Source organism: Citrobacter sp. Cb041, from assembly GCF_030336655.1.
Taxonomy (GTDB): domain Bacteria; phylum Pseudomonadota; class Gammaproteobacteria; order Enterobacterales; family Enterobacteriaceae; genus Citrobacter; species Citrobacter braakii.
The window spans coordinates 90503-105634 of the sequence record NZ_JAOWDD010000040.1 but is presented as its reverse complement, the minus strand read 5'-3'; the positions used below and the strand labels follow the sequence as shown (position 1 = coordinate 105634).

The following is a 15132-nucleotide window of genomic DNA, read 5'->3' as shown; positions in this document are numbered from 1 at the left end:
GATGGCGCAATTCTACTCTGCAAAACGACGCGTGACGACGCGTCAGATCATAACCGTTACCGTCAATGACCTTGATCCTTTCGGCCAGGGCGTTGCTCGCCATAACGGAAAGGCGTTGTTTATACCGGAATTGCTACCTCAGGAAAGCGCCGAGGTGGTGATTACCGAAGATAAAAAACAGTTCGCCCGCGCGCAAGTAAAACGACGTTTAAACGACAGTCCGCAGCGTGAAGTGCCACGTTGCCCGCATTTTGGCGTGTGCGGCGGCTGCCAGCAGCAGCATGCCAGCATCTCGTTGCAGCAGCGTAGCAAAAGCGCGGCGTTGTCGCGTTTAATGAAATGTGAAGTGTCGGATGTTATAGCTGATACCCCGTGGGGCTATCGTCGTCGCGCCAGGTTGAGCCTGAACTATCGGCCAAAAGAACAAAAATTGCAGATGGGGTTTCGCAAATCCGCATCCAGCGACATTATCGATGTTAAACAATGCCCTATTTTGGTGCCCCAGCTTGAAGCGCTCTTGCCCCACATCCGGGCGTGTCTGGAAAGTCTGCAAGGGTTACGCCATCTTGGTCATGTCGAGCTGGTGCAGGCGGGGAGCGGAACCCTGATGATTTTGCGCCACACGGCGCCATTAAGTGTTCAGGATAAAGAAAAACTGGAATGCTTTTCGCATTCTCAGGGGCTGTCTTTGTTTCTGGCCCCGCAAAGCGAGATACTGGAATCAATATCAGAAGAGTCGCCCTGGTATGACTCAAATGGACTACGGTTAACCTTCAGCCCGCGTGATTTTATTCAGGTCAATGAAGGGGTAAACCAACAAATGGTGGCCCGTGCGCTCGAATGGCTGGATGTGCAACCTGAAGATCGCGTACTCGATCTGTTCTGTGGAATGGGTAATTTTACCCTGCCGTTGGCAACCCGGGCTGCAAACGTGGTGGGGGTGGAAGGGGTACCGGCGCTGGTGGAAAAAGGCCGGGAAAACGCGCTGAATAACGGATTACACAATGTGACATTTTTTCATGAAAACCTTGAGGAAGATGTTACCCGGCAGCCGTGGGCGAAAAACGGATTCGACAAAGTATTGCTCGATCCTGCGCGTGCGGGGGCTGCAGGTGTGATGCAACATATTATAAAATTAGAACCTATACGCGTTGTTTATGTATCCTGTAACCCGGCAACGCTGGCTCGTGACAGCGACGCTTTGCTCAACGCGGGATATGCCATACGGCGACTGGCGATGCTTGATATGTTCCCGCACACTGGACACCTGGAATCAATGGTCCTGTTTGAGCGTATGTAATAAATTTTGTACCCATTGGATTTCGGGTGGTAATGCAGCGTGAAAGACAATGGGTATGGCTTGTCGACTTCGACAGGCCAGGCCCCTTAAGGAGAGGACAATGGTTGCGGTAAGAAGTGCACATATAAATAAAGCTGGTGAGTTTGATCCAAAGAAATGGATCGCGAGTCTGGGGATCTCCAGCCAGCAGTCGTGTGAACGCTTAGCCGAAACCTGGGCGTACTGCCAGCAGCAGACACAGGGGCATCCGGATGCGGATCTGCTGCTGTGGCGTGGCGTGGAGATGGTAGAAATACTCTCCATGTTGAGCATGGATATCGACACGCTGCGCGCAGCAATGCTGTTCCCTCTGGCAGATGCCAACGTGGTCAGTGAAGACATCCTGCGCGAGAGCGTGGGCAAATCCATTGTTCATCTTATCCACGGCGTGCGGGATATGGCGGCAATACGCCAGCTTAAGGCCACTCATACCGATTCAGTCTCATCCGAACAGGTCGATAACGTTCGCCGCATGCTGCTGGCTATGGTGGATGATTTCCGCTGTGTGGTCATCAAGCTGGCGGAGCGGATTGCACATCTGCGTGAAGTGAAGGACGCTCCAGAAGATGAACGCGTTCTGGCGGCAAAAGAGTGCACCAATATCTATGCGCCGCTGGCCAACCGTTTGGGTATCGGGCAATTAAAATGGGAACTGGAAGATTACTGCTTCCGTTACCTGCACCCGGCTGAATACAAACGTATTGCCAAGCTGCTGCACGAACGTCGCATCGATCGCGAGCATTACATTGATGAGTTCGTCGGTCATTTGCGCTCAGAAATGAAAACGGAAGGCGTCAAAGCCGAAGTGTACGGACGTCCGAAACACATCTACAGCATCTGGCGCAAAATGCAGAAAAAGCAGCTGGCCTTCGATGAACTTTTCGACGTGCGCGCGGTGCGTATCGTGGCGGAGCGTTTACAGGACTGCTATGCCGCGCTCGGGATAGTGCATACTCACTATCGCCATCTGCCGGATGAGTTCGATGACTATGTCGCTAACCCGAAACCCAACGGCTATCAGTCAATTCATACGGTTGTGCTGGGTCCGGGCGGCAAAACCATTGAAATTCAGATCCGTACGAAACAGATGCACGAAGATGCCGAACTGGGCGTTGCGGCACACTGGAAGTACAAAGAGGGCACCGCTTCAGGCGTAGCGCGTTCTGGTCATGAAGATCGTATTGCATGGCTGCGTAAGCTGATCGCCTGGCAGGAAGAGATGGCGGACTCTGGCGAAATGCTGGATGAAGTCCGTAGCCAGGTCTTTGATGACCGAGTGTACGTCTTTACGCCAAAAGGCGACGTTGTGGACTTACCTGCAGGCTCCACACCGCTCGATTTTGCTTATCATATTCACAGTGATGTGGGGCATCGTTGCATTGGCGCGAAAATTGGCGGGCGCATCGTACCGTTTACCTACCAGCTGCAGATGGGCGATCAAATTGAAATTATCACCCAGAAACAGCCCAACCCAAGCCGCGACTGGTTGAACCCTAACCTCGGCTATGTCACCACCAGTCGGGGGCGTTCGAAGATCCACGCCTGGTTCCGTAAACAGGACCGCGACAAAAACATCCTTGCTGGCCGCCAGATCCTCGACGATGAGCTGGCGCATTTAGGCATTAGCCTGAAAGAAGCGGAAAAGCACCTGCTGCCGCGCTACAGCTTCAATGAGCTGGATGAGCTGCTGGCGGCGATTGGTGGGGGGGACATTCGCCTCAACCAGATGGTGAACTTCCTGCAGGCGCAGTTTAATAAGCCAAGCGCAGCCGAACAGGATGCCGCCGCGCTGAAACAGCTTCAGCAGAAAACGCAGGCGCCGCAGAGTCGCCGTAAAGACGACGGTCGCGTGGTGGTGGAAGGGGTGGGTAACCTGATGCACCACATCGCGCGCTGCTGCCAGCCGATTCCAGGCGATGAAATTGTCGGGTTTATCACTCAGGGCCGCGGTATTTCCGTGCACCGGGCGGATTGCGAACAGCTGACCGAGCTGCGCTCCCATGCGCCGGAACGTATTGTTGATGCGGTTTGGGGCGAAAGCTACTCGGCAGGATATTCGCTGGTGGTTCGCGTCCAGGCTAACGATCGCAGCGGCTTATTACGTGATATCACCACGATTCTTGCCAACGAGAAGGTGAACGTGCTGGGGGTTGCCAGCCGGAGTGATACCAAACAGCAACTGGCTACCATCGATATGACCATCGAAATCTATAACCTGCAGGTGCTCGGGCGCGTGCTTGGCAAGCTGAACCAGGTGCCGGATGTGATCGACGCACGTCGTCTGCACGGTAATTAATTATTTAATAGGCCAGATAAGTTTGCATGCCTGGTGAGGCGCGTTAGCGTTGCCATCAGGCATTGCCATGTTGCCGGATATCGGCTGTCGTCTTATCGGGCTTCGCGTATTGAAATTTCAGGATATTCCAATGAACCAAATCGACCGACTGCTCGGTATTATGCAGCGCCTGCGCGACCCGGAAAACGGTTGTCCCTGGGACAAAGAGCAGACATTCGCCACTATTGCCCCTTACACCCTCGAAGAAACCTATGAAGTGCTGGACGCAATTGCGCGGGAAGACTTCGACGACCTGCGTGGAGAGCTGGGTGACTTGCTGTTCCAGGTGGTGTTTTACGCCCAGATGGCGCAGGAAGAAGGACGTTTCGATTTCAATGATATTTGCGCCGCCATCAGCGATAAGCTTGAGCGTCGCCACCCACATGTTTTTGCTGATGTTTCTGCCAGTAACAGCACTGAGGTGTTGACCCGCTGGGAGCAAATCAAAAGCGAAGAACGCGCTCAGAAGGCGCAGCATTCCGCACTCGACGATATTCCCCGTAGTTTACCGGCGTTAATGCGCGCCCAAAAAATCCAGAAACGCTGCTCTAATGTTGGCTTCGACTGGAAAACATTAGGACCGGTTGTCGACAAGGTTTACGAAGAGATCGATGAAGTCATGTTTGAGGCGAAGCAGGCTGTTGTCGACCAGGCTAAACTGGAGGAGGAAATGGGGGACCTGCTGTTTGCGACGGTCAATATGGCTCGGCATTTGGGCACTAAAGCTGAGATCGCATTGCAAAAAGCGAACGAGAAATTTGAGCGCCGTTTTCGTGAGGTTGAGCGAATTGTAGCGGCTCGGGGTCTGGAAATGACTGGTGTTGATCTGGAAACTATGGAAGAAGTCTGGCAACAGGTAAAACGGCAGGAAATTGATCTCTAAGGGATTTCGTCGGTCAAGGGCGATTTGTGTGATTTTTTAAATAACAAGCGCTTGATTTACGTCAAAAACATTTACCCCAAAGGGGCTATTTTCTCACTCCCGATGTTTATGTGAGCCTGGTGAAGAGGAGGAATAATGAAAGTTTGTGGCGCTCGTCATGTTCGGGTATACTACTTTCCCGTCTTGGTAATTCCATCGTTTCACCCTAACTTCTCAGGTCCAGCATGACAACGAACTATATTTTTGTGACCGGCGGGGTCGTATCCTCTCTGGGTAAAGGCATTGCCGCAGCCTCCCTGGCAGCCATTCTTGAGGCTCGTGGCCTCAACGTGACCATGATGAAACTGGATCCGTATATCAACGTCGATCCAGGTACTATGAGTCCAATCCAACACGGGGAAGTGTTCGTTACTGAAGACGGCGCTGAAACCGACCTGGACCTGGGTCACTATGAGCGTTTCATTCGTACCAAAATGACTCGCCGCAATAACTTCACTACCGGTCGAATTTACTCCGATGTCCTGCGCAAAGAGCGCCGTGGCGACTATCTGGGTGCAACCGTACAGGTTATCCCGCACATCACCAACGCGATTAAAGAGCGTGTCCTTGCCGGTGGCGAAGGTCATGACGTCGTTCTGGTTGAAATCGGCGGTACGGTCGGTGATATCGAATCCCTGCCATTCCTGGAAGCGATTCGCCAATTAGCGGTAGATATCGGTCGTGAACACGCGCTGTTCATGCACCTGACTCTGGTTCCTTACCTGGCCGCTGCCGGTGAAGTCAAAACTAAACCGACTCAGCACTCGGTAAAAGAGTTGCTGTCTATCGGTATCCAGCCTGACATTCTGATCTGTCGTTCCGATCGCGCGGTTCCGGCCAACGAACGTGCAAAAATTGCATTGTTCTGTAACGTGCCAGAAAAAGCCGTTATTTCAATGAAAGATGTCGATTCCATCTATAAAATTCCAGGCCTGTTGAAATCCCAGGGCCTTGACGATTATATTTGTAAACGATTCAGCTTGAACTGTCCGGAAGCTAATCTGTCAGAATGGGAACAGGTTATCTACGAAGAAGCGAATCCGGCTGGCGAAGTGACTATCGGTATGGTCGGCAAGTATATTGAACTGCCGGATGCTTATAAGTCAGTTATCGAAGCATTGAAGCACGGTGGTCTGAAGAATCGTGTCACCGTCAACATTAAGCTGATCGATTCGCAAGATGTCGAAACGCGCGGCGTTGAGATCCTGAAAGGTCTTGATGCAATCCTGATCCCTGGCGGCTTCGGCTACCGTGGTGTTGAAGGTAAGATCGCGACAGCGCGCTTTGCGCGTGAAAACAATGTTCCTTATCTGGGTATTTGCCTGGGTATGCAGGTTGCGTTGATTGAATTTGCACGTAACGTAGTGGGTATGGATAACGCCAACTCCACGGAATTTGTGCCAGACTGTAAGTACCCGGTGGTGGCCCTGATTACCGAATGGCGCGATGAAGACGGCAACGTTGAAGTCCGTACCGAGAAGAGCGATCTGGGCGGCACAATGCGCCTTGGCGCCCAGCAGTGTCAGTTGAGCGACGATAGCCTGGTTCGTCAGCTGTACGGCGCGCCGACAATTGTTGAACGCCATCGCCACCGTTACGAAGTCAACAATATGCTGTTGAAACAGATTGAAGCTGCGGGTCTGCGTATTGCAGGCCGTTCCGGTGATGATCAGTTGGTCGAGATCATTGAGGTACCGAATCATCCGTGGTTCGTGGCCTGTCAGTTCCACCCGGAATTTACTTCCACGCCACGTGATGGGCACCCGCTGTTTGCCGGCTTTGTGAAAGCCGCCAGTGAACATCAGAAGCGTCAGGCGAAGTAAGAAGTAAAAAAGTTAGAACGGCAATGCACCCATCCGGGTGCATTGTTTGTCTGGAGTTTTAGTTTAACTTGTACTGAGGAAAATCTAATGTCCAAAATCGTTAAAATCATCGGTCGTGAAATCATCGACTCCCGTGGTAACCCGACTGTTGAAGCCGAAGTACACCTGGAAGGTGGTTTCGTTGGTATGGCAGCAGCTCCGTCAGGTGCTTCTACTGGTTCCCGCGAAGCACTGGAACTGCGCGACGGCGACAAATCCCGTTTCATGGGTAAAGGCGTACTGAAAGCTGTTGCAGCTGTTAACGGCCCAATTGCTCAGGCTCTGCTGGGTAAAGATGCTAAAGATCAGGCTGGCATCGACAAGATCATGATCGATCTGGACGGTACTGAAAACAAATCCAACTTCGGTGCAAACGCCATCCTGGCTGTGTCCCTGGCGAACGCCAAAGCAGCAGCTGCTGCTAAAGGCCTGCCGCTGTATGCACACATCGCTGAACTGAACGGTACTCCGGGCAAATACTCCATGCCGGTTCCGATGATGAACATCATCAACGGTGGTGAGCACGCTGACAACAACGTTGACATCCAGGAGTTCATGATTCAGCCGGTTGGCGCTAAAACCCTGAAAGAAGCCGTACGTATGGGTTCTGAAGTGTTCCACAACCTGGCTAAAGTTCTGAAAGCTAAAGGTATGAACACTGCAGTGGGTGACGAAGGCGGCTACGCGCCGAACCTGGGTTCCAACGCTGAAGCTCTGGCTGTAATCGCTGAAGCGGTTAAAGCAGCTGGCTACGAGCTGGGCAAAGACATCACCCTGGCGATGGACTGTGCAGCTTCTGAATTCTACAAAGACGGTAAATACGTTCTGGCTGGCGAAGGCAACAAAGCATTCACCTCCGAAGAATTCACTCACTTCCTGGAAGAACTGACCAAACAGTACCCGATCGTGTCCATCGAAGATGGTCTGGACGAGTCTGACTGGGACGGTTTCGCATACCAGACTAAAGTTCTGGGCGACAAAATCCAGCTGGTTGGTGACGATCTGTTCGTAACCAACACCAAGATCCTGAAAGAAGGCATCGAAAAAGGCATCGTTAACTCCATCCTGATCAAATTCAACCAGATCGGTTCTCTGACCGAAACTCTGGCTGCGATCAAAATGGCGAAAGACGCTGGCTACACCGCTGTCATCTCTCACCGTTCTGGCGAAACTGAAGACGCTACCATCGCTGACCTGGCTGTGGGTACCGCTGCAGGCCAGATCAAAACCGGTTCTATGAGCCGTTCTGACCGCGTTGCTAAGTACAACCAGCTGATTCGTATCGAAGAAGCTCTGGGTGAACAAGCGCCGTACAACGGTCGTAAAGAGATCAAAGGTCAGGCGTAATCCTGTTCTTTAACTCTTAACGTAAAAACCCGCTGCGGCGGGTTTTTTTATGCGTTCAGCGGAACTTGAAGCAGATAAATCTGCTGGCTGTTTTTATCGGCAAGTTTCTGAAGGAAGCAAAATAGCGCATGATTAGTTCGCAGATTAAACTTTTTGCGGATGATGTATTTATGCACATAGAGCGTTTTCTCTGAGATTGACATGTTGCTGGCAATCTCAGATGTCGTTATCCCCTGATAGATAAAGGACATAATACGCCTTTGCTGCCTGGTCAGGACTTTATGTGGACAATGAAAACATAATGTTTTCCCCGGCTGTATTTGCTTTTTTCTTGATTCCCGCCAGGCGGTTAATACTTTCTCTTTGACTGTCGACAGTGAGTCCTGTCGGTGAATAAAAATGATCCGGGCAATGCAAAAGGGCAGATCGGAAGGGGAGTCAATCACCTCATCGGTTAAGCCAATAATAATTCCTGTTGTCCTGTTTTGCAGTTCAGGAAAACACATGAGATGCTCTCCTGGAGCCAGAGAAATAACGACGATATCTGCCTTATCAAAGTTTTGTTGGGAGTAAGATGTTAAAAAAATAATGTTATTGGCGGTTATTCCAAAGAATATCTCTATAAAAAAATGTTTCAATCCATCGCAATAAAATTCGTAAGGGTCCTGTATAAGTATTTTCATATTTAATATACCAGAAGCCAGCAGAGGCATTTATTAATAATAAGGGTATTTTTTATTGATTAAAATTCATTTGTACTAAAGAGTTAAACGTATTGGGAAGGGGGCAGATACCTGCCAGTAAAAAGGTCGCTGGACACAGGGGACAAAGTGCCAGGATAGAATAATTCATTTGTTGCACCATGATAAATATCCTTTACACAGAAATAGTTCGGTTTACTGATGAGTCATTGTGAATTGCAAAAGGGTCACTTAATTGTAGGTAAAGTTGGCCTGAACGATACCAGAGATCGTCCCCGGCATCACATTACCTTTGGAATAGGTCCGGGCACGTAAATTGTATGTAACGGTACGATCGGCGAGGACTGATTGAGTAATATTTGTATTATTTCCTTTCAGGTAACCGGTGCTGACCTGGATCAGTTCTATCGCAACGTTCGCCGTTCCGGTATTTTTATAGCGTACCGGAAAGTCGGGATCTTCCGTTCCGGTAAACGTCACGACTACGCTGGTGGTTCCCACCGGGCAACTGGCAAGGTTAATGGTAAAATTAACCGGGGTAGATGTTGTACCTGCCACTGCAATATCTGCAGCCGGGATGTCTCCTAAATTAACATTGATATTGCTGCCACTGGCTACGACACACGGGGACGCAATAACTTTCCCGGTAATATTAATATTGGTGGGTTCGGCCCCGGCAATACTGATTGTCGTCCCCAGATACAGTCCTGCCAGCGCCAGATGAATGTACTTTTTATGAATATTCATTTTAATTCTCTCCTTGTATAACTCTGATGGCGAAGTTGCCTACTGATAAGTAATATTGAGCGTCGCAGTGGCGTTAGCGCTGCCTGCGGTCACGTTGTTTTTCGTCTGAAAATAGCGTGCGGTAAAGGCTCCCGGAGGAAATTCCTGCCCGCCTGCTGAGGTTTTCAGCACGATGTTGTTATCCAGCTTCAGGGGCGTATTGCCATACAGCAGTTGGATCCCGATTCCGCTCGCAACTCCTGACATTCCTGCTCCCGATAACGCCAGGATACTGTCATTGGCGGTCTCTGCACTTTGCGTCCCACTTAACGATGCGTTAATGCGGGCGCCCGCATCACAGTTCAGGTCTATCGTGAAGGTCCGATCGCCTTTGGTGGTTCCTGCTCCGGTAAAACTATCCGCTAATACCGGATCCAGGGGAACAGCGATACTCGAGTTATTTATTGCACAGGCCTGGACCGTTACCACCACTGACCCCGCACCTGACCAGATGGGATTTAAATCCCACTGCCCGCTTTGATTATTTAACGAATAGCTTGAGGTTACAGACGGTATTGTCGTTATTGCTCCTGAGGCGACATTGGGCTTTGTTTTCACAAATTGCAGTGATGCTCCCATGGATAAACCCTGCGTGTCCTTGTTAAGTATATGGCAGGTGTAAGTCCGGGTTGAGTTTGAAATATGATCGTCAAACTGCACCGGGCAAAAGGACAGTGAGCCTGAATTCAGGGCGAAATTATAACGAACGCCAATTCCGTCGATATTCGTGGGATAGACATCGGTATAACCTGCAACAGGGGCTGAATTAACCTGTAAACGCAAGTACACATCTCTGTCGGCGTCATGATCCCCAAAGCAACCCAACCCCCATACTTCGCTGCTAATAGATCCAAACTTATGGCTGAAAACATTCATGGTGGCGTCATCACGTTGATAATTTAGCGCTCCTGAGAACGTATAATATCCGCCGGAATTAACACAGCTGGCCGCTTCAACAGGGGCAGTAAACGCACTGGTTAACCCAAATACCAAAGTGAATATATAATTCTTCTTTTTCTGTAACATAACGCATACTCTCACCGCTATTTCAGGTGACTATTCTCAGTAACCCATTTAGAGCAGGGTAGTTTTGTTTATCGGTAAGTAAAATTCATTTGTACCAGGGAATTAAACGTACCGGGGAGGGTAGTGTCAGAGACGATCACCCGACCAGCCAGTAAAAAGGTTGCCTTGCGCTGAGCGTCAACGGGGACGCTCATGCTGCTGCCGTTTCCCTGCACCTGCGCCTTGTTCGTGTCCCGGGCCATTTGCACGGCGGCGTTGGCGGCGGTCCCCGTATTGGCATACAACGTGGGATCTTCTGCTGCCGGTTGTCCGTTGAACGTCACGTCCACCGATGTCGTTCCTGCCGGGCATTTGAAAAGCCTTACCTCAAACGATTTCCACGCGGAAGCATTTCCGTCGGCGCGCATTTCATTTAAGCGGAGCTGGCCGAAATTAACGCTCTGGTTTTGCGAGGCGATATCGACTACGCAGGGAGAAGCCACAACATGACCACCGATATTGATCTCCGCAGCATATGCAGGGCACGCCAGACAAAGCGCCGGGAGAACATATTTCATTTGTTGCTGCATGATAAACACCCGTTGAGCAGAGAAGTCAGGTTTACTGATAGGTGAAGGTGACTTGTGAAACAGTCACTATCGTGCCGGGCATAACGTCTGCCGCTGCGGCAATGGCACGCGCGCCTATCGGGAAGGAGACTGTGCGGTCGGTTGCAACATTACGCTTTAATGTGGTTCCCGGACCTAAAAACTTACCGTTACCGGAACCCAGACTCTCTTTAAGCTGTACGTTAACATTGGTTGCCGTCCCGGTATTGGCATACTCCCCGGGGCTGTTCGCTGCTGGCGTTCCCGAAAAGGCCGCCGTTACCGATGTTGTGCCGAAAGGACAATCTTTTAAGATTAAATAAAAGATTTTGAATGTTGTGACGTTACCAGGCTGTGCCAGGGCGGTGGCCTGAATATCATCACCCAAATTAACATTGAGCTGTGATTTGGTGGTGTCAACGGTACAAGGTGAGGCGACGACTTTGCCGGTAATATTAATATTGACCGGATTGGCCCCGGCAATATTGATTGTTGCCGCTAAATACAGCCCCGCCAGCGCCAGATGAATGAATCTTTTATGAATATTCATTTTATTCCTCTCCTTGTATAACTCTGATGGCGGAGCCGTCTACTGATAAGTAATATTGAACGTCGCTGTGGCGTTAGCGCTGCCCGCGGTCACGTTGTCTTTCGTCTGAAAATAGCGTGCGGTAAAGGCTCCCGGAGGGAATTCCTGACCGCCTGCTGAGGTTTTCAGCACGATGTTGTTATTCAGCTTCAGGGGCGTATTGTCATACAGCAATTGGATCCCGATTCCTCTCGCAACCCCTGACGTTCCGGCCCCTGATAACGCCAGGATACTGTTATTGGAGGTCTCTGCACTTTGCGTCCCACTTAACGATGCGTTAATCCGGGTGCCCGCATCACAGTTAAGATTGATGGTAAAGGCAGTATCGCCTTTAGTTGTACCTCTTCCTGTAAACGCACTGCCTAAAGCATCAGGCAACGGTACGGTAATCGTTGAACTGTTTAGCGAACAGGCTAACTGAATAACCTGACCTGCGACGATACTTCCCCTGACAACCTCAAGGTTGTCATAGGTTTTTTGAAAATACAGTCCGCTATCAATATTTTTTGATGTTATCGGTCCGGTCTTATATAGCTCCACCGTTACGCCCTGACCCAGCCCGGAGCCATCGACAGGGATTGCACCCTGTCCCATTGTTCCTGTCCTGGGTGGGTTATCAAATGTATCTTGCGTGAACGCCGTATAATAGACCTTTATCCCGACGCCGGGGATGCCCGTATTATAGATATGGGGAAAACCGCTGATTGCATCGCGAAACATGGATACTGAAATTAATTCTCCCCCCTGACAACCGAACCATGGGCCAGTAAAGGGCGCAGGTAATATTATCGTACCGATCTTCTGACCCACGAGAATATCACGTTGCACATAGATTGTGCCAATATCTATATTATCCCAGACCATAGCTCCCTTTCTTTTTTCGATATTGCAGGCGGCAAGCGCAGGAAATGCGCTGCATATCAGAAAAGCAGCGCTCCAGATAATTTTCTGAAATTTTATTTTGCTCATTGGTATACCTCAATACGCAACAGGTATCAGATAAAAAATTAATTTTTTGAACGGCTAAGTTATTTACTTAATGACATCGCTCGCTAATGATCAGAATATCGCTATTTTCCGGCGGCGCTTTATCCAGGGAATAATTCACCTGACACTGCTGCTCTGCACCGTTCCCCCATTTCACTCTTAGTTCGCCGCGGTCGGCCAGACCGGTCAGATACACCTGTCCGCCATCGCCAACGATAAATGCCTGGGCGCTTTTCTGCGCGGTATCGCTGACCGTCGCGCCAAATGGCACCGGCATTCCACCCTGTCGCAATAGCGTCATCATCACGCGCTGGCCCACGCTGGCGTTAAAGCTGGCCTGCACCACGGCTCCCCGCGTCGGCACCACGTTGCGGGTGGTCTGCATCAGCTCTACGTTATCGGGCAGCGTCAGCGTATTCAGCTGCACCTGGTTTTTACGGTAGGGCGAGGTATAAGGCACGATGGCATAGCCGCGCCAGTCGGTTTTCACCCCGCTCTGATTGCTCACGCCAACCCCGGAGGCTCCCGGAGCCTGAACCAGCGCCATGGTTTCACCCAGCGGTTGGCCGAAGGTGACGCCGCTGGCGTGCGCGACTATCCCGCCCTGTAGCCCGTAGTTCAGCCGCTGGCTGTTTTTGTCGTAAGCATATCCTGCAGTGACTTCAGCATAGGTTCCGCGATAGTCGGCGTTCAGATTGCCGCCGTTGCCCGTCCCCTGGCTGCCGTAACTCTGCTGGATGCTCCAGCTCAGGTTATTGCCCTCAAGCGTCGTACCATTGAGTCCCACGGTGTGATTGGTGCTCCCTTTCTGGCTGCTGCTGACGTTCCACGACGCGTGGGTATTACTTAACCAGTGGCTCAGTGGAATGCTGACGTTCAGTGAGAACACCTGGTCGCGCTCATAGACCTTTTCTTTGCCGGAGCCCCCGCTGCGCGACGTCGAGTTAATGTTATAGCTGTAATTAAGCCCGTAGCTGATGCCGTTCCAGCTATTGTTGTAACCGGCGCTCATCGACCGCAGGGTCCGGCCGCTGTTCCAGTAGTCTTCGTTTATCAGGCTCAGCGACAGCGAACCCGCTCTTTCCCACAAATTCTGGCTCAGCGACAGTTCAGTACGGTTACGCCTGCGCTCGAAAAACGTCGGGGTGTTCCCGCCGCGCCAGGTATCCATGACTTCTGCCAGCGTGTAATAGCCATCGGTCGAGTAGCGATAACCGGCAATGGCGAAGTTAGTCCCGGTTTCGACAATATTTTTGCTGTAGCGGATCCGCCATGACTGGCCTTTCTCCTTCGGCTGGCTCTGTATCTTCGACCAGCCCTGGGTGACGTCCAGCGAAAGCGCGCCAATTTCCCCCAGATTTTTACCGACGCCCAGCGCCAGCGACTGATAGTGGTCCGCGAACTGGCCGCCGCCATAGAGGGTAAAACCCCGGGGCAGGCCGTAGATCAGCGTCGCCTGGCTAAACGGCGTCTTTTCCACGCTGCGGTCATACGAACGATACTGGCCGCTGGTCAGTGAATATTTCAGCCGCTGTTCACGCTGGAGCACCGGCAGTGAGGCAAACGGTACTACGAGATTCTGCTCGCTGCCGTTATCTTCTTTAATCGTCACATAGAGATCCCCGCTGCCGCCGGTGGCGTACATGTCGTTGATTTCAAATGCGCCTGGTGCCACATAGCTCTGATAAATAACATACCCGTTCTGGCGGATAATCACCTGCGCATTGGTTCGCGCGATGCCTTTGATCGCCGGTGCATAGCCCTTCATGCTGTCGGGGATCATCTCCTCGTCGGACGCCAACTGCGCGCCGCGAAAAGGAACGCTGTCGAAAATATCGGACGGGGAGGCGCTGTCTCCCAGCACCAGCTGGCTCTTCAGGACACGAATATCACGGGACAAATAGGTATAGACGGTGTCCCAGCTGTCGCGACCGTTATTCTCCCGCTGAAAAGTCGTGTAATTACGCAGCCGCCAGGGACCGATATTCATGCCGGGACGCAGGTTGGCGTACTGGGTCGTACTGTCCGTGCCGCTACGATCCCGTGCCCGGGTACTGGCGCCGTTCACGCTGTAATTAAGCAGCAGGGCGGTGATCCCATCATCCCACTGCGTTTCAGGAACGTAATCGCGTGGATTCATCACAATGGCGGCCTGCGGAATGCTCAACAGCAGTTGCTGCGCGCTAAAGCGAAACTCTGCGCGAGCATGGGGGATCGCGTCCAGCCTGGCGCACGGCGCGGCGGCATCGCCCAGATCCGGGAACAGGTCGGTTTTGACTCCCATCGCGTTAAGCTGGCTCACGCTCAGGCATGGCGACAGAAGCGCTTTCCCGTCCGGGCCGGGCTGCATGCTGAATTCCACTTCCCGGGTTTCCTGAAACTGGTTGTTAACAGAGATATCGACCCGGTAAACGCCCGGCGCCTGGCCGTTTTCCTCTTCAAATACGCTAAGATCGGTCTTTTCCTGATGCGGGTTGTCAATTTCCAGCATCAGCGGATTAAAATATTCCCTGGCGTGTGAGGCAAAAGTCGTTAAATTTAATAGTAAAAAGGGTGTCGAAAAAAGATAAATCAGCCTGCGGATATTATTGGTTTGTGGATATTCGCGCAGGTTTTTTGGGCTCCCCATCTGTGTAGTCCTTCCCTGAAGG

At 51.4% G+C, this 15132-nt stretch carries 12 protein-coding genes; 5 read left to right on the top strand and 7 right to left on the bottom strand.

From position 1 onward, the window contains the following. Position 1 precedes the first annotated feature (1 nt). The 5 genes from rlmD (at position 2) to eno (ending at position 7805) form a co-directional block, all read left to right on the top strand. Positions 2–1300, top strand: coding sequence for a 23S rRNA (uracil(1939)-C(5))-methyltransferase RlmD (gene rlmD, locus OGV52_RS15980; protein WP_016157350.1), 1299 nt, complete (start codon positions 2–4; stop codon positions 1298–1300). 100 nt (positions 1301–1400) lie between these two features. Further along, entirely contained in the window at positions 1401–3635 is a 2235-nt protein-coding gene (gene relA / locus OGV52_RS15975) for a GTP diphosphokinase (protein WP_016154235.1), read from the top strand. Positions 3636–3765: 130 nt separating this feature from the next. After that, positions 3766–4557: a nucleoside triphosphate pyrophosphohydrolase gene (gene mazG / locus OGV52_RS15970; protein ID WP_049040397.1), complete on the top strand. Its 792-nt coding sequence runs from the start codon at positions 3766–3768 to the stop codon at positions 4555–4557. A 224-nt stretch (positions 4558–4781) separates the two neighbouring features. Next, positions 4782–6419, top strand: coding sequence for a glutamine hydrolyzing CTP synthase (gene pyrG, locus OGV52_RS15965; protein WP_016154233.1), 1638 nt, complete (start codon positions 4782–4784; stop codon positions 6417–6419). Positions 6420–6506: 87 nt separating this feature from the next. Beyond that, positions 6507–7805, top strand: a complete 1299-nt coding sequence (eno, locus tag OGV52_RS15960; RefSeq protein ID WP_003034129.1) for a phosphopyruvate hydratase — start codon at positions 6507–6509, stop codon at positions 7803–7805. Between the two features lie 47 nt (positions 7806–7852). On the opposite strand, the gene OGV52_RS15955 is transcribed toward eno, so the two are convergent. The 7 genes from OGV52_RS15955 to OGV52_RS15925 all read right to left on the bottom strand — a co-directional run bounded on the left by OGV52_RS15955 (position 7853) and on the right by OGV52_RS15925 (position 15110). After that, positions 7853–8488 carry a helix-turn-helix transcriptional regulator gene (locus tag OGV52_RS15955; RefSeq protein ID WP_047499393.1) on the bottom strand — a complete coding sequence of 212 codons (636 nt, stop codon included), beginning with the start codon at positions 8486–8488 and terminating at the stop codon, positions 7853–7855. A 249-nt stretch (positions 8489–8737) separates the two neighbouring features. Further along, on the bottom strand, positions 8738–9253 hold the full coding sequence (locus OGV52_RS15950; RefSeq protein WP_153690061.1) for a fimbrial protein: 516 nt from the start codon (positions 9251–9253) through the stop codon (positions 8738–8740). 39 nt (positions 9254–9292) lie between these two features. Next, positions 9293–10318, bottom strand: a complete 1026-nt coding sequence (locus OGV52_RS15945) for a fimbrial protein (protein WP_287108772.1) — start codon at positions 10316–10318, stop codon at positions 9293–9295. 68 nt (positions 10319–10386) lie between these two features. Beyond that, positions 10387–10887: a fimbrial protein gene (locus OGV52_RS15940; RefSeq protein ID WP_052138005.1), complete on the bottom strand. Its 501-nt coding sequence runs from the start codon at positions 10885–10887 to the stop codon at positions 10387–10389. A 31-nt stretch (positions 10888–10918) separates the two neighbouring features. After that, positions 10919–11455, bottom strand: coding sequence for a fimbrial protein (locus OGV52_RS15935; RefSeq protein WP_047499395.1), 537 nt, complete (start codon positions 11453–11455; stop codon positions 10919–10921). Positions 11456–11494: 39 nt separating this feature from the next. Further along, on the bottom strand, positions 11495–12463 hold the full coding sequence (locus OGV52_RS15930) for a fimbrial protein (protein WP_287108769.1): 969 nt from the start codon (positions 12461–12463) through the stop codon (positions 11495–11497). Positions 12464–12530: 67 nt separating this feature from the next. Beyond that, entirely contained in the window at positions 12531–15110 is a 2580-nt protein-coding gene (locus tag OGV52_RS15925) for a fimbria/pilus outer membrane usher protein (protein ID WP_080981770.1), read from the bottom strand. Positions 15111–15132 lie beyond the last annotated feature (22 nt).

Excerpts from the sequence above, each read along its gene's own strand:
- rlmD (WP_016157350.1), top strand. The coding sequence starts at position 2 with ATGGCGCAATTCTACTCTGCAAAACGACGCGTGACGACGCGTCAGATC.
- relA (WP_016154235.1), top strand. The coding sequence starts at position 1,401 with ATGGTTGCGGTAAGAAGTGCACATATAAATAAAGCTGGTGAGTTTGAT.
- mazG (WP_049040397.1), top strand. The coding sequence starts at position 3,766 with ATGAACCAAATCGACCGACTGCTCGGTATTATGCAGCGCCTGCGCGAC.
- pyrG (WP_016154233.1), top strand. The coding sequence starts at position 4,782 with ATGACAACGAACTATATTTTTGTGACCGGCGGGGTCGTATCCTCTCTG.
- eno (WP_003034129.1), top strand. The coding sequence starts at position 6,507 with ATGTCCAAAATCGTTAAAATCATCGGTCGTGAAATCATCGACTCCCGT.
- OGV52_RS15955 (WP_047499393.1), bottom strand. The coding sequence starts at position 8,488 with ATGAAAATACTTATACAGGACCCTTACGAATTTTATTGCGATGGATTG.
- OGV52_RS15950 (WP_153690061.1), bottom strand. The coding sequence starts at position 9,253 with ATGAATATTCATAAAAAGTACATTCATCTGGCGCTGGCAGGACTGTAT.
- OGV52_RS15945 (WP_287108772.1), bottom strand. The coding sequence starts at position 10,318 with ATGTTACAGAAAAAGAAGAATTATATATTCACTTTGGTATTTGGGTTA.
- OGV52_RS15940 (WP_052138005.1), bottom strand. The coding sequence starts at position 10,887 with ATGCAGCAACAAATGAAATATGTTCTCCCGGCGCTTTGTCTGGCGTGC.
- OGV52_RS15935 (WP_047499395.1), bottom strand. The coding sequence starts at position 11,455 with ATGAATATTCATAAAAGATTCATTCATCTGGCGCTGGCGGGGCTGTAT.
- OGV52_RS15930 (WP_287108769.1), bottom strand. The coding sequence starts at position 12,463 with ATGAGCAAAATAAAATTTCAGAAAATTATCTGGAGCGCTGCTTTTCTG.
- OGV52_RS15925 (WP_080981770.1), bottom strand. The coding sequence starts at position 15,110 with ATGGGGAGCCCAAAAAACCTGCGCGAATATCCACAAACCAATAATATC.